This is a genomic window from Undibacterium sp. GW821-FHT11B02, from assembly GCF_058808955.1.
The window spans coordinates 63,298-85,643 of sequence record NZ_JBXASD010000021.1; the positions used below are offsets into that span (position 1 = coordinate 63,298).

20 protein-coding genes and 1 pseudogene are annotated in these 22,346 nt (G+C 47.9%); 7 read left to right on the plus strand and 14 right to left on the minus strand.

Annotated elements, in window-relative coordinates; genetic code table 11:
- Positions 1–49: 49 nt before the first annotated feature.
- On the plus strand, positions 50–3,010 hold the full coding sequence (locus tag AC1RVX_RS28790; RefSeq protein ID WP_493220022.1) for a site-2 protease family protein: 2,961 nt from the start codon (positions 50–52) through the stop codon (positions 3,008–3,010).
- A gap of 103 nt (positions 3,011–3,113) precedes the next feature.
- Here AC1RVX_RS28790 and AC1RVX_RS28795 read toward each other — a convergent pair whose 3' ends face one another.
- Positions 3,114–3,293, minus strand: a complete 180-nt coding sequence (locus AC1RVX_RS28795) for a hypothetical protein (protein ID WP_493220023.1) — start codon at positions 3,291–3,293, stop codon at positions 3,114–3,116.
- A 755-nt stretch (positions 3,294–4,048) separates the two neighbouring features.
- Between AC1RVX_RS28795 and AC1RVX_RS28800 the strand changes: the two genes are divergently transcribed.
- Together AC1RVX_RS28800 and AC1RVX_RS28805 are read left to right on the plus strand one after the other, a co-directional pair.
- Entirely contained in the window at positions 4,049–5,644 is a 1,596-nt protein-coding gene (locus tag AC1RVX_RS28800; protein ID WP_493220024.1) for a peroxidase family protein, read from the plus strand.
- Positions 5,645–6,233: 589 nt separating this feature from the next.
- The gene (locus AC1RVX_RS28805) at positions 6,234–6,497 is read left to right on the plus strand and encodes a hypothetical protein (protein WP_493220025.1); all 264 of its coding nucleotides are present in this window, start codon (positions 6,234–6,236) and stop codon (positions 6,495–6,497) included.
- A gap of 649 nt (positions 6,498–7,146) precedes the next feature.
- Here the strand turns inward: AC1RVX_RS28805 and AC1RVX_RS28810 are convergent.
- Positions 7,147–7,722, minus strand: coding sequence for a hypothetical protein (locus tag AC1RVX_RS28810; RefSeq protein ID WP_493220026.1), 576 nt, complete (start codon positions 7,720–7,722; stop codon positions 7,147–7,149).
- Positions 7,723–8,014: 292 nt separating this feature from the next.
- On the opposite strand from AC1RVX_RS28810, the gene AC1RVX_RS28815 reads away from it, so the two are divergent.
- The 3 genes from AC1RVX_RS28815 to AC1RVX_RS28825 all read left to right on the plus strand — a co-directional run bounded on the left by AC1RVX_RS28815 (position 8,015) and on the right by AC1RVX_RS28825 (position 12,890).
- Complete coding sequence (locus AC1RVX_RS28815; RefSeq protein WP_493220027.1) at positions 8,015–9,961, plus strand: ABC transporter substrate-binding protein; 1,947 nt, start codon at positions 8,015–8,017, stop codon at positions 9,959–9,961.
- Between the two features lie 506 nt (positions 9,962–10,467).
- Positions 10,468–10,965 (plus strand): hypothetical protein, encoded by a 498-nt coding sequence (locus AC1RVX_RS28820; RefSeq protein ID WP_493220028.1) that lies wholly within the window; start codon positions 10,468–10,470, stop codon positions 10,963–10,965.
- Between the two features lie 2 nt (positions 10,966–10,967).
- Positions 10,968–12,890 carry a tetratricopeptide repeat protein gene (locus tag AC1RVX_RS28825; RefSeq protein WP_493220029.1) on the plus strand — a complete coding sequence of 641 codons (1,923 nt, stop codon included), beginning with the start codon at positions 10,968–10,970 and terminating at the stop codon, positions 12,888–12,890.
- A gap of 126 nt (positions 12,891–13,016) precedes the next feature.
- Here the strand turns inward: AC1RVX_RS28825 and AC1RVX_RS28830 are convergent, their stop codons facing one another.
- Positions 13,017–13,487 (minus strand): hypothetical protein, encoded by a 471-nt coding sequence (locus AC1RVX_RS28830; protein WP_493220030.1) that lies wholly within the window; start codon positions 13,485–13,487, stop codon positions 13,017–13,019.
- A 426-nt stretch (positions 13,488–13,913) separates the two neighbouring features.
- Here AC1RVX_RS28830 and AC1RVX_RS28835 point away from each other — a divergent pair, with 426 nt between their 5' ends.
- A complete protein-coding gene (locus AC1RVX_RS28835; protein ID WP_493220031.1) occupies positions 13,914–14,804 on the plus strand; it encodes an alpha/beta fold hydrolase in 891 nt (296 codons plus the stop codon).
- A gap of 117 nt (positions 14,805–14,921) precedes the next feature.
- On the opposite strand, the gene AC1RVX_RS28840 is transcribed toward AC1RVX_RS28835, so the two are convergent.
- The 11 genes and pseudogenes from AC1RVX_RS28840 to AC1RVX_RS28890 all read right to left on the minus strand — a co-directional run bounded on the left by AC1RVX_RS28840 (position 14,922) and on the right by AC1RVX_RS28890 (position 22,199).
- A complete protein-coding gene (locus tag AC1RVX_RS28840; protein ID WP_493220032.1) occupies positions 14,922–15,416 on the minus strand; it encodes a DinB family protein in 495 nt (164 codons plus the stop codon).
- 351 nt (positions 15,417–15,767) lie between these two features.
- Positions 15,768–16,286, minus strand: a complete 519-nt coding sequence (locus AC1RVX_RS28845) for a hypothetical protein (RefSeq protein ID WP_493220033.1) — start codon at positions 16,284–16,286, stop codon at positions 15,768–15,770.
- A 716-nt stretch (positions 16,287–17,002) separates the two neighbouring features.
- On the minus strand, positions 17,003–17,584 hold the full coding sequence (locus tag AC1RVX_RS28850) for a dihydrofolate reductase family protein (RefSeq protein ID WP_493220034.1): 582 nt from the start codon (positions 17,582–17,584) through the stop codon (positions 17,003–17,005).
- 13 nt (positions 17,585–17,597) lie between these two features.
- Positions 17,598–18,089, minus strand: a complete 492-nt coding sequence (locus AC1RVX_RS28855; RefSeq protein ID WP_493220035.1) for an SRPBCC family protein — start codon at positions 18,087–18,089, stop codon at positions 17,598–17,600.
- Positions 18,070–18,423, minus strand: coding sequence for an ArsR/SmtB family transcription factor (locus AC1RVX_RS28860; protein ID WP_493220036.1), 354 nt, complete (start codon positions 18,421–18,423; stop codon positions 18,070–18,072). The genes AC1RVX_RS28855 and AC1RVX_RS28860 overlap by 20 nt, the downstream gene beginning before the upstream one ends.
- A 175-nt stretch (positions 18,424–18,598) precedes the next feature.
- Positions 18,599–18,997 (minus strand): type II TA system antitoxin MqsA family protein, encoded by a 399-nt coding sequence (locus AC1RVX_RS28865; protein ID WP_493220037.1) that lies wholly within the window; start codon positions 18,995–18,997, stop codon positions 18,599–18,601.
- Between the two features lie 2 nt (positions 18,998–18,999).
- Positions 19,000–19,155 (minus strand): annotated as a pseudogene (locus AC1RVX_RS28870) (type II toxin-antitoxin system MqsR family toxin); the annotation flags it as partial.
- A 63-nt stretch (positions 19,156–19,218) separates the two neighbouring features.
- A complete protein-coding gene (locus tag AC1RVX_RS28875; protein ID WP_493220038.1) occupies positions 19,219–19,533 on the minus strand; it encodes a hypothetical protein in 315 nt (104 codons plus the stop codon).
- 115 nt (positions 19,534–19,648) lie between these two features.
- Entirely contained in the window at positions 19,649–21,007 is a 1,359-nt protein-coding gene (locus tag AC1RVX_RS28880) for a PIN-like domain-containing protein (protein ID WP_493220039.1), read from the minus strand.
- Positions 21,008–21,094: 87 nt separating this feature from the next.
- Positions 21,095–21,328 (minus strand): hypothetical protein, encoded by a 234-nt coding sequence (locus AC1RVX_RS28885; RefSeq protein ID WP_493220040.1) that lies wholly within the window; start codon positions 21,326–21,328, stop codon positions 21,095–21,097.
- 25 nt (positions 21,329–21,353) lie between these two features.
- The gene (locus tag AC1RVX_RS28890) at positions 21,354–22,199 is read right to left on the minus strand and encodes a pentapeptide repeat-containing protein (RefSeq protein ID WP_493220041.1); all 846 of its coding nucleotides are present in this window, start codon (positions 22,197–22,199) and stop codon (positions 21,354–21,356) included.
- Between the last annotated feature and the right edge of the window lie 147 nt (positions 22,200–22,346).

The following is a 22,346-nucleotide window of genomic DNA, read 5'->3' on the forward strand; positions in this document are numbered from 1 at the left end:
TAACATTTCTCAGAAAATGCATGATAGGCAAAATGCAGTGGGGAAATACATGGATTTGGTTCTGGGTTTAGGTGCGACAGTTGTCGCCATTGTGCTGTTGTTGCAAGTAATCACACTGGTGATGTCCACCAATCGTTTATTGAAATTACAACTGTGGTCGCCGCTGAAGACCGCTTGTCTGCGCAGCGCCATCGGCGAACTCACGCCGGTGCTGGATGCTGCACGCCCCGAACTGGAACAGGCGGGCTTTCGCTACATGCACAGCTGGCGTGAACGCTCGGTGATAGCAGCAAGCGATATGCCCTTCAGTTATGCAGATGTCTACCATCACCTTGCGCAAGATATCCATGCTGAAGTGTACCCTGCTGAATCTACAAACGATGGCAGGCTGTATAACGTCTATCTGTGGAACACTTATATCGACGGCAAAGCCCTGTTGACGGTCAACAAACTACTGCACTGCATGATTCCCTATCCAAACCGGGTGTGGGTGCAAGATGCCAACGCAACAGATTTTGCCGGACAACTGGCAGCCCATCTATACACACGCGAAGCCATTGCCGAGCAACGCACGGACGATGCCAATGCACCCGCCATTGCACAAAACCTGGCAGGTCGCTGGATGGTCAGGCTGGAAAGAGAGAAAAAAATCTACCAGCGCGGCACGGTAAATGACGAACCGGTCTACAGCTTTCGTTTTATACCGGCGCTGGCACTGGCGTGGAGCATGCGCTTGAACAGTTGGCGCATCAAGAAAAAAACCAGCGCAGTCACCACGCTTGACCCTGCACTGGATGCCGCCAGCCTGGCGCGTGACCGCTTTGCCTTTGTACGTACATTGTGCACCTTGCGTGCCACGCGTGCGCCACGCTGGTATCAGTACACCAGCTTTACGCTGTCTGCACTTGCCTTCCTGGGCCTGGGTGCGTGGTGGTGGGGCCTGGATGGTGCCATCGTCATCGCCGGTGTGATAGCCCTGCATGAAGGCGGCCACTGGCTAGCCATGAAGCTGGCCGGTTTCCGCGATGTACAAGTATTTTTTGTACCTGGCATGGGCGGTATCACCAGCGGCGAAAAACATGAAGCCCGTCCACTGACGCATTTGCTGGTCTACCTGGCAGGCCCCATGCCTGGCCTGTTGCTGTCGCTGGGCGCGCTGGCAGCGATTACCTTCATCCCTTCCCTGCTGACGATGGCATGGGCACCGTATCTGATGACGGCTGTCATGGCATCGTTTTTCATCAACGGCTTTAATCTCTTGCCGGTCTTGCCGCTCGATGGCGGGCGCGTGATTGAATTGCTGATCGTTGGTCGCTTGCCATGGCTGCGTTTCATCTTTTCCGTTGTCAGTGGTGGCCTGCTGGTGCTGGCGGGCATTAACACCGGCGACAATATCCTGCGCGGCCTGGGCATAGTGATGCTCATCGGCTCGCCCCTGCATTTCCGCATTGCCAAGGCTTCGTCCCTGTTGCTGAAACAGGACCATGCCAAACCGCAGCCTGGTGACAGCTTCAGCATAGCTGCGCGACACCTGTATGCTTTCATGGGGCAAGCCAGTTTCAGCAAATGGAATTATTCCACCAAGCTGACGGTTGGCATGACCATCTTGCCGCGCTATCTGGGACGCCTGCCGGGCTGGAAAGAAAGCGCCGCCGGTCTGGCCCTGTACCTGAGCTGCATCATCCTGCCCCTGCTTGCCATGGGCGGTCTGATGTTTGCTGCACCAAATGCCATGCTCAATGTCGCGGGGCAAGGTGTCAGCGCTTTCATCGACACCGACAAAACCACAAAAACCACCAAAGCTGATCGCAAGTCCGCCACGCATGATTGGGAAGCCGACATGCAGCAACAAAGAAAACAGCGTGCAGAAAAAATCGATGCAGCACAAGGCCCTGCACGCAACGATGTCATCAAGACTGCAATGGATGAAGCGCAAGAAGTCGACCCCGAAGATGCATTACGCATCGCCAGACTGTATTACGCCGAAAACAATAATTCGATACAGCCCACCCATGCCCATGCCGATGCCGCCTATTCTGTGGCGACAGCATTGATGAACTGGACCGGCCCGGATGATACCGCAGACCCGAAAAAGAATGATGCAGAAATAGCCCAGTATTTGCTGGAAGCCGCCGCCATTTTGCGGGCACGCTTGCACGTACAGGTACAGGAAGATAAGAAAGATAGCCGTTTGCTGGCTCAGGTATTGCAGGCACGTGATGCATCCGCCGATAATCCGGACAAAATCGTGCTGCAGGAAGAAGTGGTCACTTTGCTTTCCAATGACAAACAGAAGGAAGATGTACAACTGCTGGAGGCGCGCAAGATACTTGCCCGCAGCCTGTATGCAGCAGGACGCCGCACAGATGCAGAAACACAATTGCAGGCCGCCGAAACGGACTTTGACTGTCCGCTGGAAATCAACAATAAGGTGAACAATGAGGCAAGCAATGATTATTACTGTAATTTACTGAAAACAGACCGCGCCTGGCTGATGCTCAGCACCAACCGGCCCGATGAAGCAAAACAATTGGTGGCGCCGTTTTTGAAGGAAGCCACCAACGATAAAGGCATGAACGATCTTGCCAGGCACGAAAGCCACCAGATCAACTGGATGGCCGCGACCCTGCAAAAGGATTATAAAACCGCCAAACAAGAAGCACTGGCGGCCAACAGCAGCTACCAGGCATCGTCAGGCAACTGGCTGATTGACCTGTTCATCAAACGTGCACAACCTGCCAGCAATTACCAGTCAGACCTGATGCTGGTACATAGCCAGCGCGCCCTGGGTGAAACCGAAGAAGCAGGCAAAACCGCAGAAAGACTCAGCAATACCGTCCAGCAGGCACGTAACCGCATGGCCCAGGTAGCCAAACCAGCTTCAGACGAACTGGTTTGCCGCAGCATGGTATTTGACACTGGCTGGAAAAAATTCTTCCAGCAAACCCTGCTCGATATTGAGCAACGCGAAATCAAATGCACACCGCGTGTTGCCGTAGTGGTCAAATAAGTGGTCAATTAGTGGCCAATTAGTGGCCAGATAAGTGACAACATAAATGCCTGACAGCAGGCGGTTTAACCGTCCTGCTGCATCCATCTGTTTCAGGACAGATCTATCGATGACGCTGTCGCGTATTTAACCACTTTTGTACCGTCCGGGTTTCAACTATACGGATGCATGTCCACACCAGCGAAGCCAGCGCCGCCATGGCAGGAAACCACCCCGCCAACGTCGCCAGCACCGTACCTATGGACAAGGCATCAATGAAATGGGTAATTTGATGTTCTTGCATTGAGTTGACCTTGGTTGAATTTCATGAATAAAAAAAGCCCGCCAATGATTGCGCGGGCTTTTTCGTTTGATAATTTGCATTTGGTAATAACAAGCCATCCGGCTACCTTCACATAAGCAGGACTTACGCAAAGCCGCCCCAACTGTGAGGACAGATTTCCCCTTCCCAATCAAATCGAAGTTACTACAAGTTATGTATGTTTGTAGCTTCGCTCCTTGCCCAAAGTAGCTCGTCTTGAATATTCCCCTCGTTTGCAATTCGAATTAGCGTTTGAATGATTGCGCCTTCAGGCGTACGAGAATGATCATTTTTTATGATTCTCCTTAAACATTGAAAAATGCGATGAACACTTTCTGTAACCGCTCTCAATTCAGAGTCTTCATGATGACGGGTGCAGGTAGAGTTCATCATCACATTTCTGGCAACCGTGAAAAACAGCAATGAGTAGAAAAAAATACATTAACTGTTGCTAATTTTACATTTCTTAAATATAAAGATGATATAAAGTTATCAAGCTCTTATTCACTATTCCAGCTAGTTGCTAGTTAACAGTTACTGCAAAACAAGTTACCGAAAAACAAGTTACCGAAAAACAGCTACCGCAAAGCAAACACGATACCGGTGCACAAAACTGACTCAAGTTGAAGAAGCGAAGAGACACAAAATGGCGTCATACCGTCATTGCGGAGAGCGACTAGCCTGCTCACTTGCAAAGACATCTTTCCACCCATCGTAGAAGAACAAAGGAGACACACATGAGCACAGGCAATCCCGAATCCCTGCACGGCCTGGTCGGCACTGGCCTTGGTGGTTATTCACGTTTACTGGATGCTGATCCTATCCAGCCAGAAAATCTTGAACTTGATAACCCTCCGCCAGCAGGATCAAAAGAGAGAGGCACAGGCCTCGCACAATTAATGGCAGATGCCCCTGATACAGTAGAAGATGAGCCCGATTCTGAAGAAAACCTGTACGTACCCGCTGGTTACACCTATTTTGGTCAATTCATAGATCATGACCTGACCTTTGACACCACCTCCACGTTCGACAGCAAGGACAACAGTACATTCAGCAACCAGAGAACACCGTGTTTTGACCTCGACTGTGTCTATGGTGCCGGGCCCGATGCCATGCCCTACCTGTATCAGGACGGTATCCGCCTGATAGAGGGCAAGAACGATTTGCCAAGGGCACAACTGGCTGATGGCAAAAAAGGCCGTGCCATCATCGGTGACCCGCGCAACGATGAAAATTCCATCGTCTGCAATCTGCAAATGAGCTTCATCCGTTTTCACAATAAGGTAGTCAACAAACTGGAGCAGCAATATCCGCTCTTGAAAGATACGCGAGAATTATTCAACAAGGCACGTGACGAAGTGCGCTGGACTTATCAAAAGATCGTCGTCGAAGATTATCTGCCACGCATCGTCAGCAATGAAACCCTGAAAGCCTTTGACTTCAGGCGCGACCCCAGCCCAACTGGTTTGAGCCGCAATGAATCGGCCTACGCTTTATTCAAGGCTGAAAAACGTGGTGCCATACCGCTGGAATTTTCTGGTGCTGCCTATCGCTTCGGGCACTCCATGGTCAGGAACGGTTACAGGCTCAATCTCAATCAGCCAAATCCAACTTTTATTTTTACACCAAAAGGGTCACCCGACTCGTCACTGACAGGCTTCCAGCCACTGGTTGAATTGCATGTGATTGCAGACTGGTCTCTGTTCTTTCCTGATCCTGCAGGCAATTCACCGTCGGCCATACCCGGCAATATTGCTGGTGCAAATGATGTCAGCGGCCCCAAACGTTTGCAATACGCTTACCGCATCGACACCACCCTGGTTGATCCATTGACCAAGTTGCCAGACGCCATTGCAGCCACCACCAAAAACCTGGCGGCGCGCAACCTGTTACGTGGAAAGAAATTCCAGCTACCCAGTGGCCAGGCTGTCAGCAGCCTGCTAGGTGTGCCGGTGCTCGATCCGCAATACATGGTAGTGCGGCAGAAAACGGTGCTTGCTTCTGGAGAAAAATCGGAAACCTTCGTCCCCATCCCTGTCTCACTGCGAGAAAAAACACCACTCTGGTTTTACGTATTGGCCGAAGCGCAGGCACCTGTGGTCAACTGGTGGATAGCTAACGGCAAGAAAGACTTTGGCGAAGATGATTTGCTCAAATCTGCACCAAAAACAGCAACCCAACTCGGTGAAACCGGTGGCCGCATCATCCTCGAAGTCTTCCACGGTTTACTCGATGCCGATCCTGACTCTTACCGCAATAAAGCACCTTGTGACTGGAAACCATTGATAGGTGAAGCGCGCATGTTTAACCTGGTGAATTTAAAAAATCTATAGCATCCCCATCTGACCAAGAACAACAGGGCGCGTCATCGTGTGCCCTGTTATCTGAGCTACCCTGGCTTTTTCGAACACTCCTGTTTGTTAAATTACACACCCAGAAGAAATGATGAAACACAAGAAGACATACACACCAGAATTGCGGGATGAAACCGTAAAGCTGGTTTTGCCGGTACTGCCTTCTTCACCCGCTGCCCCGGCACATTGATGGTGGTTTGAACGACATCGATGCAGAAGGTAACTGAGGTCAAGGGGTACACCAGACTGACCAGGAATATTCCTTCGTCACGGTACGCTGCTCATGGCAGCATTGTCGGGTGCGGCCAGTTGCAGCGATATCTGCTGATACGGTGTGCCAGTCACTAGCGTGAAAGCGGCGTTTTCTTAGGCAGTGGAAAACGTCGAATCGGTCGCCGTCAATGCGGTTTCGAGTGCGGCACGAATTTTGACGATGCTCATGGCTGCACCATAGTCGTGGCAAACCGGGGTTTGCGGAATGTCAGGTTGTTCATAAAATTCCTCTTTTCGATGGGGAAAAAAACGCTTTTTTCGTACTGTCCGTGCCCTGCGAAGGCAGCGGTATGGGGTGGCAAAAACAAAAAGCCCCGGACCTTTCGATCAAGGGCTTTGGAAATTTTTTCGACTTGAATTTTTACATTTTTTCGGTTCAAAAAAGCAGCTGCAACATCATCCTGCAGGGACTGAAGACACAGCTATTACGTGTATACATTTACATCGTAAGCCGGACAAAATCGGTCGTCAAGCCTTTCGTCAAATTTTATTTTCACCTTCAATAAAATATTTTTTTCCCTATGAAAAAGAAAAAAATCGCTGGATAAATTCAAGGTAAAACGACACCCTGCCCGCTTGATTTTTTGGAGGATACCCAACGCAATCTCGCTTTTTTTAGCGCGCGCGAGGTTTACTGGTTTTTGGTTTACTGGTTTATGGTTATTGGTTATTGGTTATTGGTTATTGGTTATTGGTTAGTTGAACACAGCTGCAACAGAAATCCATCACCCGTACCACACCAGTTAAACTGGCCAACGACTGTGCAGGGTCCGCACATGTTCTGTACATAGATATGTTAAACAGATGAACAACAGACAGACACCTGGCGTTATGCAATGATTGAGCAATCGTTCGACAAGATGCGTGCAGTGCTGACACATGTGTTCTGACGACGCAGAACAGGTACACAGCACATGACGTATTCCGTTGCATGTCTGTCGTAACACAATTGCAGCGCAATTGCAGCACAATAATAAGCCTGCTGGATAATGGTGGCAGCACCGCTACCCATCCGTTGACCAGCACTGTCCGTCATGTTGATACAAGTCTGGTAGTCTGCGTCAACAAAACCATCCTCTTGCAATACACCTGTCACCGTTTAGCCAGGCACAAGCACAAGACCTGTTCAACATCTGTTGAACGGGTGCACAACGCAGGTACGCGCATGTTAAGCAGCACTACCCGATTGCTGCGAAGTTGACGAAGCCCTAAATCCCTTCCAAAGTGATCAGTTTTTTTGCAATCGACTCACGGTTGACCAGGGCGAAGGCTTTGGCATAAGCCAGGTTACTGAACGAAAAACCGATGGCAGTCACTGCGCCAGAGACAAATTCCTGCTTCAGGCGCGGTATGCGTACCGGCTGAAAATAACTGGTCTGCTTGCCCTTGGGCCGCATCAACGCCGCCAAGCCAGCGCAGGGTAAGGTGGCCAGGGCCAGGGAAAACGGCAACATATAACGGGCGATCAACGGGCTGTTCAAAACCACGTCACCGATGATGATCAGCGCCAGTGCCGATGCCGCAAACGCGGCAATAAAAATCAACAGCCAGTTCAAGACACTCTTCGGACGACGGCTTGCTGTTGGCGCACAATCTTTACAGAAGGGTAAAGGCAGCTTGAAAGTGATTTCCGTCCCGCCCGCCAACATATAGCTGGTGCGCCTGGTGTCTTGTTCTATGGTAGTCAGGTCGGTGGTCTTGCCGCAATTGCAGCACAGGTGATTGGGAAACAGAAAAACAACGCCATCGCGAAACGGCAAGGTACCCAAAGAATATTCTATCATCGGCAGTTTCCCGTTAATTCAAGGCAAAAGCATCTCATCAGCATGGATGCGTGCGCGCTACAGTTTTTACTGCAGGCAGCATAACCGAGCGCCGCCAGAAAGACAATTTCTGCACCGTCTTGCAGACGCATCTCAACAACACGCCTCCCAAATACGACAGACGGTTTGAATCGCAGACATTGCCATACGGCATAAAAATATAATTATTTCGCAGACGCCGCTACCATAACAGCGATGGCATAATTTCAGTGAAATTTACCAAACTCCCTCTACAATCACTCTTGAGCAAAACATGATAAGTAAGCTTTGGAAAGCCCGGGTCCTGACCGTGACCACAGGATTCATCGTCACCACCGCCTTGTTTCACCAACCGGCAACAGCAGCCGAAGCCCCGTTCTTTAATCACTTTGGCACGGCGTTTGCCATTACCAACAATGGCTATCTGCTCACCAACTTACACCTCCTTGAAGGTGCGGTGCAGATCGTCACCTTTAATGAACAACAAGGAAAAAGCGAGGCCGTCATCGTCGCTACTGACCAAAAAAATGATCTGGCACTGCTCAAGATCAATGCCGAAACCGTTCCCCTGTATATTGATACCACGACCAAAGCGCCCAAGGGAACCAGGGTTTTGACCATCAATTTTCTTGAAGATGAACAGCGCAGGCCGCCAATTAAACTTTCCAGTAGCAGCGTTACGTCAGAAAACGGTCATGCAGGTGACATCCGCCATCTACAAATCGACAACACCGTATTGTCAAATGATTCTGGTACTCCTTTGCTTGACAGCCGTGGTGCTGTAGTAGGCCTGGTGTCATCTATCCCCGGTGACCCTGCGGTGCCGGGCCAGATCGTTCCAGATATCAATTACGTCTTGAAGGCGCAGTACCTGAAGGATATCGCCATCAAACCGAAAGAAGCCCACCTTGACTTGCTCAAGGCCCCCATTCGCCTGGCAAACAATAAGAAAGAACTGACCGACATCGCCAATGCCAGCGTGTATCGCCTGTTTGCCATAGACAAGGAGCATTTGATTGAAATTAACGCCCCTTATATGAAGAAAAAAGCAGCCCCCATTGAGGCTGCCTCCTTCGAATTGGCATCTTCCTCTCTGGCCAAGGGACAAGAAAATGCAGCACCCAGGATAGTCAAAATCGGCCTGGTAGTCCCTTTGACAGGGCAACGTGCTGGCAATGGATTCGCGAATCAACGTGCCGCCGAGTTTGCCATTGATCATATCAACAGCAAGAACCTGATCATCGGCGGGCAACGTATCAAATTTGAACTGCAGACCGAAGACGATATTGTTTCAGAAAAACAAGCGATCGCTACTGCCCAACGCCTGGTTGATGCACACGTCAGTGCCGTCGTCGGCTATGTGAATTCATCAACGACTATCGACGCTGCCAGTACATATCATGAGGCTGGCATACCGCAGATATCCAGCTACGAACGCAATCCCTACTATACGCGTCGAGGTTCGAAAACCGCGTTTAATCTTAACGGTGACCGCCCAACATTGACCACTCTCATGACCGAACAAATGATGGAAGCGCTTAAACCCAAGCGTGTCTCCATCATCTATGAAGACACCAGGGAAGGCAGAGAGGTCGCTCGCGCTGCCAGAATCACGGCTGAAGACAATGACGTAGCCATCGTCGCCATGCATGGTATCAACGGTAAGCAGATTGATTTTTCAGCGATCGTGCCAGTCATCAAAGCCGCCAAGCCTGACTTGATTTACTTTGCGGGTACCCCAAAACAGACCGGTCCCTTGCTGGAACAATTAAGCCAGCAAAACATCCACGCCAAGTTGGTGACCGAACATCTTAACTGCAGCAACGACCTGGCGGCCGAATCCAACAATACCCTGCTCGACAAGCAAGTGTACTGCTACATGCCAATTGGGATAGATGACGATAGTTTAAAAACATATGAGGATTTCAAAAAAAGCTATGCCGCCCGCTTTGGCGCGACGGGTAGTGATGCCCCGTATATCTATGACTCTGTTCTGCTGGTCGCACAGGCGATGGTCAACGCCAAGTCTGTTTACCCTGGCGACATTGTCAATGCCTTGAAAACCTATGAGTTTGAAGGTGTGGTTGGCAAAATCGGGTTCGACGAGAACGGCGGAATCATGCGACCCGGCATTACCGTGTTCACTTACGTGAACAAAAAAATGGCTGGCGTCAACATGTATAGACAAACCAAGACACTGCCTGCAAGCAACAACGACTAGCCCGTCGCCGCCAGCACCATCAGAGATAATTCCCCCTCCTGATGGTGCAGCGGTGGCAAGGGTATGGAAGAACGCAAACGCCGCCTGCATTGCAGCCAAAGATCACATCTATGCTTGACGATGACGACGAATAACACGGCATAGCAAGCAACAAAGCGTATTCAAAACGCCAAACACACACACGTACACATACACACTCCGCGAGCTTTGAGGGCTTAGTGTCGTCATCCAAGACTTAAAAGTAACAGTCACCATTAAATAATTGACAATCCCCAGGCGGCATGTCAATTTATCAGCTTCATGAAGATGTGGTGTTTCTCCAATTTACTGGGCTTGGTATATTGAAGCGGTATATTGAAGCGATATATTGAACCAGAATATAACTCATCAATTGCAGATCCGGACTTTGGCCGAGAGCATCCATTTACAACGGCAACTATTGCAAATGCAACTAACGTCACATCCAATTAGCCCATCCATTCAATCAACATAGACAGAGAAAAAACATGCGCAATATAAAGCCAATGCCGTGGGAAAAAATCGCCGGATTTATTTTTGGTGTGATATTTGTCATCACCTTGCTCGCGCTGAACGTCTTCATCCCCAACCCCACACCGACGCAATATGACACCTTCAAGATTGTTCTGGCCCTGGCTGCGGCAGGTGTCGGTGGCATATTGGCCGGATTTCTTCATGTTGAAGGGGGGATAGACAAGTTCAAATTGCGTGCTGGTGGTGCTTTGGCGGTGTTTGCCACCGTATTTCTGGTCACGCCTGCTGTCCCTGGCACCCCGTCTTCCCCGCAAAACAATGCGCCTGTCATTCAAACCAGCAGCGGCACCAATGGCACCCAGGTTGGCGTTAACCAGGGCACCCTGAATATCAATAACGCTTCTGCAAGTCAATCCGCTTCTGAGCAATCCGTTGCTGCCCCCTCTTCCACCAGCCAATCTGCCAGCCAATCTGCCAACAAATCTGCCAGCCAATCCGCCGCCAGCAAATAGCCATGAAAGCCCTTGCCCTGTTGTACTTTTGCCTGTTTGTTTCTGCAAATGCACAGGCAGTTGAACAAAGCTGCCAGGGTGACGATTGCGTTCAGGTGGCGACCAACATAGGCACCATCAATGTCGTCGGCGGCACCCTTCAGATTGCCGTCAATAACGGTGTTGTCAGTGTCTTTGGCGACCCCAAAGACGAATTGAAGATCAAAGACTACGATGTCAAGGTCAAGAATCTGGAAGCGCAAATCCAGAAAAATATCGACACCATCAGCACACAGGAAAAGCGCTATATATCGGATCAAGAAAAAATGGTCAAAGGCTGGGAATACGCACAAAACCTGGTGAAAGAATTAGACAAACTGAATAAACGCATCGCCTTTCTGGACGAAAAAAATATCCTCACAAAACAAATCCAGGCAGCGCGCAAGCGCTTTGATCTGCCCAAAGCAAAAGAATTACTCAAGAAAAAACAAGAGCAGGACGATGACACCGCCGCCGAAACCGCTTACCAACTGGCAGAACTGCAACGTCATGACCTTGAATACCTTGACGCCGATAGCAACTACAAAAAAGCAATTTACCTCGACCCTGACAATGCCGTGTACCTCTCTGCCGCCGGCAACAACGCCTATACGCTAGGTGACTATCAAGACGCAAAAAAAATACATGAACGGGCCCTGGCCATTGACCTCAAAATGTATGGAGAAACCCATCCGGAGGTGGCCAGAGATCACAATAATCTGGGAACAGCATGCTACGTATTAGGTGAATACCGCAAGGCCATCTCCTACTATGAACTGGCCCTGAACATCGACCTCAAAACCTATGGCGAAGCCGACCCCGATGTAGCGATAGACCGCAATAACCTGGGCGGTGCCTGGTACTTGTTAGGCGAATATCACAAAGCAATCACCTACTACGAACTAGCCCTGGCCAGCGACCTCAAAACCTATGGCGATGCGCACACGAATGTGGCGACAGACCGCAACAACCTGGCCCTGGTATGGGACGCACTGGGGGAATACTACAAGGCGATCAGCTACTTTGAACTGGCCCTGAAAAGTGACCTCAAAATCTATGGAAACGTTCACCCCCATGTAGCGATAAAACACAATAACCTCGGTCTGGTATGGGAAGCATTGGGAGAATATCGCAAGGCCATCACCTACTTTGAACTGGCCCTGGCCAGTGACCTCAAAACCTACGGTGACGACCACCCGGTACTAGCGACCGAGCGCAATAATTTAGGCACCGCATGGAACTCTTTAGGTGAGTATCACAAGGCAGTCTCCCTCTTTGAACAAGCCCTGGCCAGCGACCTCGTGACCTACGGAGAAGCGCACCCCGAAGTGGCAACAAAGCGCAATAACCTGGGGACAGCGTGGTCAGCATTAGGTGAATATCGCAAGGCAATCAACCTCTATGAGCTGGCCCTGGCCAGTGACCTTCAAACCTTTGGGGAAGCACACCCGAATGTAGCAACAGATCGCAGCAATCTGGCAGGCGCGTGGAAATCATTGCATGAATATAGCAAAGCCATCACCTACTATGAACTGGCCCTGGCCAGCGACATCAAAACCTATGGCGAAGCACACCCGGACGTGGCAATAAAACGCAACAATCTGGGGGCAACGTGGCAAGCATTAGGCGAATATCACAAGGCAATTGGCCTCTTTGAACTCACCCTGGCCAGCGACCTCCATACCTTTGGGGAAACACACCCGAACGTAGCGATAGACCGCAATAATCTGGGGTCAGCATGGACCGCCTTGGGCGAGTACACCAAAGCCATCTCCTATTTTGAGCTGGCATACAAGGCATTGGTATCAAACCCCAACTACGGCCCGGAACATCCGTCAACAAAAACACTGCTTGCAAATCTAAACGATGCCAAAGCGCAATTAAGCAATCACAGCAAGTCGCCTTAGAGGGATTGTATGGCTTGGGAAATGGACTTTGTCTTTCTGCCGCCAGTGATCTAAAAATATAGAAAAAACCTACCCGGATATCGTGATCGGCCACAACAATCCAGCGTTGCCATGCCCTGTCATCCTTCAGGCACTGCCCGCACCTGGTCGTGCAGTCGCCACCTCACGTATATGTTTGACGATGAAGACGAATAGCAAGGCATCGCAACCAGAAAGCAGTATCTCAAACGGCGACCCCGATACCGAGCTCTCAGGGTTTAGTATTGCTATCGCCACCATAAGCGGAATAATCACAAACACCATAAAACGTATCGACGCCACGATCGAAATACTCAGGTAACGCTGCAAAAATTGAACGCCCGACGCACCACCGTTGGCACGAAACGCCATCATCGTGCCGGCAACAGGGATCAGAACATTCATCGTGGATGAAAAATGCGTCCATTCATTAAATACGGTATCAGGGCCATAGCGCATCAGCTCTACCATGAAGGTACTGAAAATGATATACGCCAGCGTATATAAATACGTCTGATTTTCAGTCAAGCCCTTGGCGATCAGTTGCGCCTTCAGCAGATCAATTTTCCAGAAATACATTGTGCCCTTGATGAGAAGTTTGTTATTGCCCGGCACCTGCCAACAGCAGCACCTTTATACAGACAGTTGGCAGGATGGCTTGCAGTGTATCAAATTACCTCACAGACCAAAGTATCAATTTGTTGAAGCTGTGCCGTTTCATGCCTGGCGCTGTGTCACTACAAAGAAAACTACATTCCTGTAGCCTTAACTACGAAATGACTCATTACCAGCGCTATACTACGCGGGCGAACGCCGAAGCAGCAATACCGAAATGCGTCGGGATTTTTATCAACGTCAGCAGCGACTTGGCTATATTTCACCAACAGCGTTTGGTGAAAAAATCAGTCAACGAACCAGACCGATTGAAGCGGAACTGCCCATTACTGACAGGGCAACTCATGTTGAATACTTCAACCTGACATATTGAACAAGGGATTGGACTGCATGTTTAGCTCTTTAATTGATGGCATTCTGACGCGCTGGTCTGTATCAGACCAAGTAATTTCCACGAAAAATACCCCTTTCATGAAAATGATTGAGAGCGCGTCTGGCTCAATTCGTGTGATGGATTCAGGATCAAATAAACCATGCATTGTGTTTGTTCCGGACGGACCAAACATCATTGAACATTATGAGCACCTGACAAAGTTACTCATCAATGAATATAGAATAGTTTGTTTCGATATGCCTGGATTCGGCTTATCGATACCGGCGTACACTTATGCCCATGGCCTCGATGAAGGGGCTCGCGTGGTGTTAGATGTGCTTGATACCTTAAATATTCAAAAGGCGACACTGGCATTCAGTTGCGCAAACGGATTTTATGCCGTACGTGCAGCCCAAACATCACCTGAGCGCATATCCAGTTTATTTCTTGCTCAAACGCCCTCCCTGGCTGCAATGCATGCCTGGACCAGACGAGTTGTTCCATGGCCACTAAAAATTCCTGTTTTAGGGCAAGTAGCATCATGGCTTTTCAAAAGAAAAGCGATCAAATCATGGTATGAGTATGCCCTTCCAAAACATGTTGATCGAACGCATTTTCATCATCCTGGAAATAAAGCACGTCCCAAGGGGGCATGCTTTTGTCTCGCAGGGGTTGTTCAAGGCCTCAATCGGGAATCCGTCCAGTCATTACAACTGTTGAATACGCCTTGCACAATGATTTGGGGATCAATAGACAGATCGCACCGTGAAACTAACGCCCAGTCATTACTTGATTGTGTAGCGCATGCAGAAATTATCCAGTTTGAAGATTGTGGGCATTTTCCTGACATTGAACAACCGGAGCGCTATGTCAATTTATTAATCGACCATATTACCAGGGTGCGTTGACAACAGTTTGTATCACCCAGATCCGACTCGGTCTATTCACCACAGGGTATGGCCGCACATGTCTACTCTTGCTCCAGAGATCAAAGGTACAAAGCCATGCTGATTTGAATGACCTTGTCAGCCTGGCACGCGGCGATCTGGCTCCGCGGAATGAATAAAAACGGTGTAAGTGTCTGCCGGATGTGGCACTTGAGCCAAATCCAAAGCGTGACCAATCGCGCCTCTGTGATAGGTACCGTGATTGATGATGTGAAAGAGTATCTCAAGACGTGTCATGGAACCATGCTTCCCATCGACGAATTGAAAGTGAACGGATTGCTTCTTGTGGTCTGCGGTCAAATTCTCGACATAGTGCTCGTACCATTGATTTGAGTCGTCAATCCTTTCAATAAGCTCATGAAGTTCAGGCACCAACTCGGTATTGGTAGAGACATGAGGCACCAGCGCAGCGAGAAGGCGCGCTCTGAATAATTCCTCCACCCTGATCATGTGATTGAGCTGCTGCCGTGCGAAGGCGACGGCAGAAGGGAACGCATTTCCGTCAATGCTTTTTATCGCATTCAAAGTACGTTGATCAGCCCACCGCTTGTAACTGAACGCTTCAACGAGCATGTGATTACCTTAACAAATTAATTAATGTGCGAGAAAACATTCATCGTGCTTGCATCTTGCCAGTAGCCAAAATGAATTGGTTACCTCGACCGTCTGGTGCCTGGCATGTGCTGGCTGCGAGCATGCATCATAGTGGATTGATATGTTAATTCATGCCCCTGCAACACACAATAAAAAACAATAGTCGTCTCGTAAATTTGGCGCTCACCGATGGTAGTGTATGGCTTTTGGTACCTGCATTCTTTTCATCATCGCATTTATTGGGCTGCATGCTCTTCTTCAACAAATGCCGGCTCTGTATCTTGCCTCAAATTGGCTGGTGGCTTCTGTCTGATCTATCTCGCTGCAATGTCAACTTGATTGCGCCTTGGCCACATCACCCACATGCTTGACGATGAAGGCGAATAGCAAGGCATAAGCACCAGTGGACACAATCTCAAACGGTGAGCCTGCAAACTGATTCTTAAAGCCGTTTACATAAATCACGACCACTATCAGCAACACCACGAGCGGTACTCCAATCATACAAACCATTGCCAGATAACGTATCGTGACCACCAGAGAAATGCTCATATAGCGCGGCAAAAACTGAACGCCCGATTCACCACCATTTGCGCGAAACGCCATCATCGTGCCGACGACAGGAATCAGCAGATTCATCATCGACCCATAATACGTCCATACATTCGGTTCCTTTTCAGGCAGATAGCGCATCATTTCAACCGCAGCCGCACTGAACACCAGATACGCCATCATGTACCCATACGTCTGCTTTTCAGACAAGCCTCCGTGTGCCAATTGCCTCTTTAACGCATCAATGTTCCAAAAATACATGGCAGCCCCGGTGAAATAATCAGTAGTGGTCGTCATGTTGATGACGAATAGAATGAGGACAGCCGCGCTGAATAGCGGTCTTCGTCAGCCTGGGTGGTAGTGTATCAAATTAATTCATTAGCAACAAAACATCTGACTCGCACGACACCCGTTTCCTCAACTGAAATGCACAACACCGGCATCAACATCCGCCTATCTGCATTTGCCCCCTACCCCACAAAGACATCAACTTTAATCAAAATAATCGCGCGGCATGAATACTCGCCAATGCTAATTTAACACGTATTAGCCCGCGTAGATGCGAATAGCCTCGCGTATTCGCACGCTTGATCTTGAAATGATTATTGATACTTTTTAGGCTCTACATGCGTACGATTACGCTGCGCTAAATCGTATCTACGCGGGCTGGAATACCCACTTACCGATCAGCCGAACGCCTTTGAATTACCTCGTCTTACTGACAATCAGGGAGACGATTCTCCGTTGCAAAAACTGATCGGTCCGCTTCGCAAGACGCCTTATTCAGCACGCATAATGCAAACATTGGCCGCCGTGCCAAGTGTACAAGCAAAGCGTTTGCCGGTGCTGCCCCCGAAGGCGAGTTAAACGGTCACTACGCTCGTTTTACCGCGCCGAAGTAGTATCGGCGGGTATCGAAAGGGCCGAAGTTGAGTATCAATCGGGGTGGTAACGAAGCGAAAGTTCAACAGAATAGCCATTTCACTGTCGCGAAATATCACAACTTTGTACGATTAATTTCGTTTCACCTCGTATTGCAGGCACGCGACGCCCGACGGGAAAATTTTACTGTTAACCAGCATGAGTGCAGTCTTGTCCTTGATGTTTTTGAACAAGGGAATACCTTGCCCCAGCAGAATCGGATTGACGAATAGCCAGTACTCATCGATGAGATTTTCTGCCATCAGTGCGTGCGTGGCGGAGGGGCTTCCAAACATCAATATCTCGCTGCCTGCGCCATGCTTGAGCTTGTTGATTTCATCGCTTAAATTGCTACTGATGATTTGTGTATTAACGTGATTTTTTTCCAGCAAAGTTTTCGACAACACCACTTTGCGGGCGGCTTTATACCAGCGTGAATGATGATGATCATGCGGGCTGGCGTCAGGCTTATCGGCAGCGGTTGGCCAGTACGACTCCATCATCTCGAAGGTGGTGCGCCCGTATAAAGCAGTGTTGGTCTGCTGAATCCGCTGCTCCACGTATTCAAACAAATCGGGGCTTATACTTATCCAGCCCAGGCTGGCCGGCCCTTTGGCGGTGGAAGCAACAAAACCGTCCAGTGACACATGGACAAATGAAACGATTTTTCTCATGATTTTTCCTTGATCAATTTTTGATTACATAGCTGGCAAGGCGTGCCAGGGTTTGGTTGCCGCCTTCAATCGCACCAATTTTCTCCACCGCCATGTTGCGTGCTTGCGCAGTAGGAAAAAGTAGATGGATTGTCACTTTGGTTTGCCCATCCACCGCCTCGAATGTCCACGTCGCCTCAAACATGGCCTTCGGGTCGCCCTTGTATGTGCCGCCGGTGCAAAACTCGATGCGGCGAGGTTTGTCGATTGCGGTATAGACGCTGCGGCTGGGATAGTCTCTCCCATCAGGCCCATGCATGACATGGTGCCACTCGCCTCCCACGCGAAAATCCAGTTTCTCCAGCGTGTTGGTAAAACCATTCGGGCCCCACCAATGCACGACATGGTCAGGTTTGCTCATCGCCTCCCATACCAATTCGCGCGGCGCATCTATCAAACGCGAGATGATGATTTCGCGGTCGTTCGTATCAGAATTGTTGCCGGAGTTATTCTTTGTTTCCTGCACTTTTCATCTCCACGGATTGAAGGTTTTTAAGGTACACCTCAAGGCGATCAAGGCTCTGCTCCCAATGTTGGCGATATTGGCCGATAAAATCGGCAGCCTCGTGCAACGGTGCGGCATTGAGCTGGCACGGGCGCCATTGCGCCTGGCGACCTTGTGTGATCAGTTTGGCGTGCTGCAACACCTTGAGGTGCTTCGTTACGGCAGACGGGCTTATCGAGAATGGCTTGGCAAGCTCGGTGACCGATGTCTCACCAAGTGCCAGCCGCGCAAGAATTGCACGGCGGGTTGGGTCAGCGAGCGCGGCGAAGGTAATGCTGAGTGAATCAGTATTCATATTTATTACATCAATTGGTTAATTAACCTATAGGTGAAATATAGGCGACTTTAAAAAAAGTGTCAATGAAAATTCGCTAATTGCAAACTCGACACAGTGTTGATCCAACCATGGGGAAATCATTGATGGCCGCATACGCTCGGCGTCTTTTTTGCCCATGAAGCCTGTGGGCCTGCTAAGCCTTAATTTCTTCCAATAGGTCTGGATGATGATCTAGCAGCTTCAGCAGCTTAACCAGGGCAACCGGAGGCTTCGCCTTGCCGCTCTCATAACGAGAGAAGGCATTGACACCCCCGCCGAATATCTGGCCAGCTTTTTGCTGGTTCAAGTCAAGTTTTTTACGTACAGACAAGATAAAGTCTGGCGCGACTATGCTGGCATTGACCTCTTTAATGAACACCGTCGCCAGCGCATGCATGTGCCTGGACTGTTCCATATCCATGACAACCTCACCGCAAGCCGGGCAGAAATCGCCAGTGATGTCTGACAAGCTTGTGGATTCACCCTTATAGGTATAGGGCAGGTCGCGGTTGTCATGCACCAACTCTGCCCCACCGCAATTTGGACATTTCATTTTTAACGCTCCTTGAAACTCACAATCAACACATCATCGATCACAGTCAGCTTCAAATACACTTGACCCGCAACCGTCACTGGACGATACACATCTTGCCAGACTCTGTGATCAGCATGCGTAGTCATGTTTTTATAGAAGTCTTCAGGTGTCAGGGCAGCATGATCTATAGTATGCTTTTTTGTATTTGCCTATGCACAGACGACAGCCCAAAACATTAGCTATAAGGAAATCGATCCAGTGATGTCTTCACTATTGACAGGGAATTTTTTATTAGCTGCTTCATGATCAAGATTGTTTGCAAGGTATTTTGTCCAGAGCAACGGGAATTTTTCTGCCAAGCTGACATGGGTATAGTCCATCCAGTTGAAACTGGCAGGTGCTACCCGATTATTCTCTTCTTCCTGCACCCTTGCTTCTTCAAACATACTTCCACCAGCGACTTTTTCATACGCTTCATAAATGGCGTAATAATAGGATTCATCGTCAACGCAGGGGTAGCCTTCGCTATCGCGGGGGATATCCAGCATTGCCATACTGTCTGGATTTGCAAGCGCCTACCTCACGTAAATTTTTTCATGATTTTAAAAAAAGAAATTTCGTCAAGCAACAAATAACAATCGATTTTCTAAATTTGATGTTTCCAGTTTCTTACAACAAAAATTCTAGAGGCGGCTCAAATTTAATGTCAAATCTTTTGTGTGGAAGAGGGTTTCCCGATATATCAGTAACCGCCCAAGCTGTACCTGGACGACCAAAATGGAGTTCAATCAGTGGATAGTGCATATCTTGCGCGGTCATTTTTTGATATTCATCTCGTATAATTTTTAAATTTGGATGCCAAATTATTTTCGTATCGTTTTCTGCATATTCAATCCATCCTCCGATGTCCCACTGTATAAATGTATTAGATCGAATTAAATGAATTCCAATATAAGATACAGATGAGCGATTAACTGGATTGGAAAATTTTATAGAGATTTGACCGAAATTTTCAATTTCTAGCGGCTTTTCAATATCTGGGGAATATTCAATTATTCCCATAGAGCGCGTATGACTCATAGAGACATGGATAGCAAGGTCATTTAGAAACTGTGAAGTTTCATTCACATCTTGAATAGTCTCTTGAGACACTTGTGACGGAAAATGTTGATTGGCATATTTCAAGAAGCTTTCCACGTTATACATATGAAAAAAATCTATCCCGCCAACTATACGCGCTTCATGTTTCAATTCATTTCTTGGGCCAATTGTCATGCCTTGAAAAGTTTCCCACCAGTCACCTTTACCATCACCAGTTACAACAATGACGGTCTTTTCATTAGCACTTTTTGCATGCCGTAAGATTTGATCCCAGATAATATAGTCTCCATATTTCCTCTGATAGCAAAGGCCATTGTGCTGAAACGAATCCCCACTATCCTTGTCTTTGTTCTTATCTTTATAGCCGGGTGGAATATTTTGGCTGTATCGAGAATCTGCATCTCTAAATAATTCATCAATATCTTCCTGTTTTTCGGCTTGGTCGCCTACCTTCCCTAAAAATATTTCCTCTATCTTGTTTTTTATAAAATCTTTTCCAGTGATTGATAATTTATGTGAATTAAAACCTTTTAGCTCGTCAAGAAATTCGTCTTTTAACTTGCTGAAAGACTCCATGAACTTTGTAGGGTCAATCAGTGAATGTCGTTTAACATACTGTTCATTATTGAAATATTTATCTAACGTATTATATGAATCTGAAACCTTAGTTTGCACATCTTCAATGCCCTTGTTTTGTTCCGCTATAACCGTCAACCTGTTGCGATAGAATTCAAGAGCGACATGATGTGGTATCCAAATACGATCATTCAATATTTCAAATAATTTTAAGAAATCTTTTCTTGTAGATTCTTTGTATCGGTATAAATTTAATAGGACATTTGTATCAAAAACAAACAATGCATTTTTCCATGCGTTAGAAAATTCTTCATCCGATGAACCAGAATAGTCTGAAAATTTATTTCTCATAGAAGCACCTGAAAGAGATCGAAGTTCATTTGTTTATTTTGTTCTACATTGCATTTGAAATTTTAGTAAAAATGTTTTCCCAACGATTCACTCAAACGTATATGTTTGCTTTGGTGAATCCACTTTCACATATCGCCAAGTTTTCAATCCAATTTTTGCGGCAACATGTTTCGCCGTGGCCTTATTGCCAAAACCGGGAACACGCTTTAAGTCCAAAGTATCAATGAGTTCAAATTGTCCTGGCTGTAGGCCAGAATAATTGTTCATATCAACTACGTACCAGCGAACATTATCTTCAGTGGTTGCTAAAACAAATGCCATGATTATCCAGTACCGAATTTTGAAATTATGAACTTCCGCCGCCGCTACCTTTCTGAAAACGCCCTTTTAACGCCAACAAAAAAAGTGTGACACTTGCCAACGAGAATACAGTTTGTAGTAAGGATAATGCGTAAATCCAGGTGGTTTGCGAGGTCACAAGTGACTTTTCAGATATTACCGCTATAGGATTGACAGCGTTTTGCAATGCAAGCGTAACAGGTGCGCTTAAACTGAGTGCTGTTTTCGGTTTATCCGTATCGGCAGTAAGTGACAATACATTTACCAACGGATCAATTCCCAAGCATCTGTCCAACACGCATATTTGTCGAGCCCACAATTCATGTGCCCAATTATCCATTGCGCAATAGCACAATGCAAAGACAATGTTGATAACAATAAAAGAAGATAGCGCCCGTCCTGGCGATTGTCCATATTTTGAAATGACGTCATAGCACCAAGACAAAAAGTAAGAAAAAGGTTGCCCAATTCGTCTCTTGTCTTCCCAACCAAATATCCGTGGTCGGTATTCCACGTCACGTTGAACACGCAATTCAGCCGCAAAAAACTTCGATTCTTGATGCTGGTCGCGGTGACTGGCCATCAACAGCTTCAACGTTCTATATGCTTGGCGATCCTTGTTTGCCCATTTTATTTTTTTCCCTTCCTTTGTTGACGCGAGCGGGAAATCCGTCTCAAAGAAACTTGACCCAGGATGTATTTTTGCATCATGAAATTCTGGTACGCGAGCGAAAAATGCATTATCGAATTCGGCAGCCAATTCAAATTTAGCACTTTGAAACGAAGCATTGCCAAAGCATTTTACAGAATTGAAATTTGATTTTCCTGAAAATATCGCTTCGTCGAATATCACATTGCCTTTAAATCTTGCATCACAATATTCGGTCAATGCGCCAAATTTAGATTTGGAAAAATTTGCGTCCTGAGCTTCCCTCGGTAATTAGTTCACCATCAGGTGAATGTCATGCAGCCAGATTCTCTTGAATTTGTTTCTTCATCC

Bases quoted from the DNA above. Each gene is read 5' to 3' on its own strand.
- AC1RVX_RS28790 (WP_493220022.1), top strand. From the start codon at position 50: ATGGATTTGGTTCTGGGTTTAGGTGCGACAGTTGTCGCCATTGTGCTG.
- AC1RVX_RS28795 (WP_493220023.1), bottom strand. From the start codon at position 3,293: ATGCAAGAACATCAAATTACCCATTTCATTGATGCCTTGTCCATAGGT.
- AC1RVX_RS28800 (WP_493220024.1), top strand. From the start codon at position 4,049: ATGAGCACAGGCAATCCCGAATCCCTGCACGGCCTGGTCGGCACTGGC.
- AC1RVX_RS28810 (WP_493220026.1), bottom strand. From the start codon at position 7,722: ATGATAGAATATTCTTTGGGTACCTTGCCGTTTCGCGATGGCGTTGTT.
- AC1RVX_RS28815 (WP_493220027.1), top strand. From the start codon at position 8,015: ATGATAAGTAAGCTTTGGAAAGCCCGGGTCCTGACCGTGACCACAGGA.
- AC1RVX_RS28820 (WP_493220028.1), top strand. From the start codon at position 10,468: ATGCGCAATATAAAGCCAATGCCGTGGGAAAAAATCGCCGGATTTATT.
- AC1RVX_RS28825 (WP_493220029.1), top strand. From the start codon at position 10,968: ATGAAAGCCCTTGCCCTGTTGTACTTTTGCCTGTTTGTTTCTGCAAAT.
- AC1RVX_RS28830 (WP_493220030.1), bottom strand. From the start codon at position 13,487: ATGTATTTCTGGAAAATTGATCTGCTGAAGGCGCAACTGATCGCCAAG.
- AC1RVX_RS28835 (WP_493220031.1), top strand. From the start codon at position 13,914: ATGTTTAGCTCTTTAATTGATGGCATTCTGACGCGCTGGTCTGTATCA.
- AC1RVX_RS28840 (WP_493220032.1), bottom strand. From the start codon at position 15,416: ATGCTCGTTGAAGCGTTCAGTTACAAGCGGTGGGCTGATCAACGTACT.
- AC1RVX_RS28845 (WP_493220033.1), bottom strand. From the start codon at position 16,286: ATGACGACCACTACTGATTATTTCACCGGGGCTGCCATGTATTTTTGG.
- AC1RVX_RS28850 (WP_493220034.1), bottom strand. From the start codon at position 17,584: ATGAGAAAAATCGTTTCATTTGTCCATGTGTCACTGGACGGTTTTGTT.
- AC1RVX_RS28860 (WP_493220036.1), bottom strand. From the start codon at position 18,423: ATGAATACTGATTCACTCAGCATTACCTTCGCCGCGCTCGCTGACCCA.
- AC1RVX_RS28865 (WP_493220037.1), bottom strand. From the start codon at position 18,997: ATGAAATGTCCAAATTGCGGTGGGGCAGAGTTGGTGCATGACAACCGC.
- AC1RVX_RS28875 (WP_493220038.1), bottom strand. From the start codon at position 19,533: ATGGCAATGCTGGATATCCCCCGCGATAGCGAAGGCTACCCCTGCGTT.
- AC1RVX_RS28880 (WP_493220039.1), bottom strand. From the start codon at position 21,007: ATGAGAAATAAATTTTCAGACTATTCTGGTTCATCGGATGAAGAATTT.
- AC1RVX_RS28885 (WP_493220040.1), bottom strand. From the start codon at position 21,328: ATGGCATTTGTTTTAGCAACCACTGAAGATAATGTTCGCTGGTACGTA.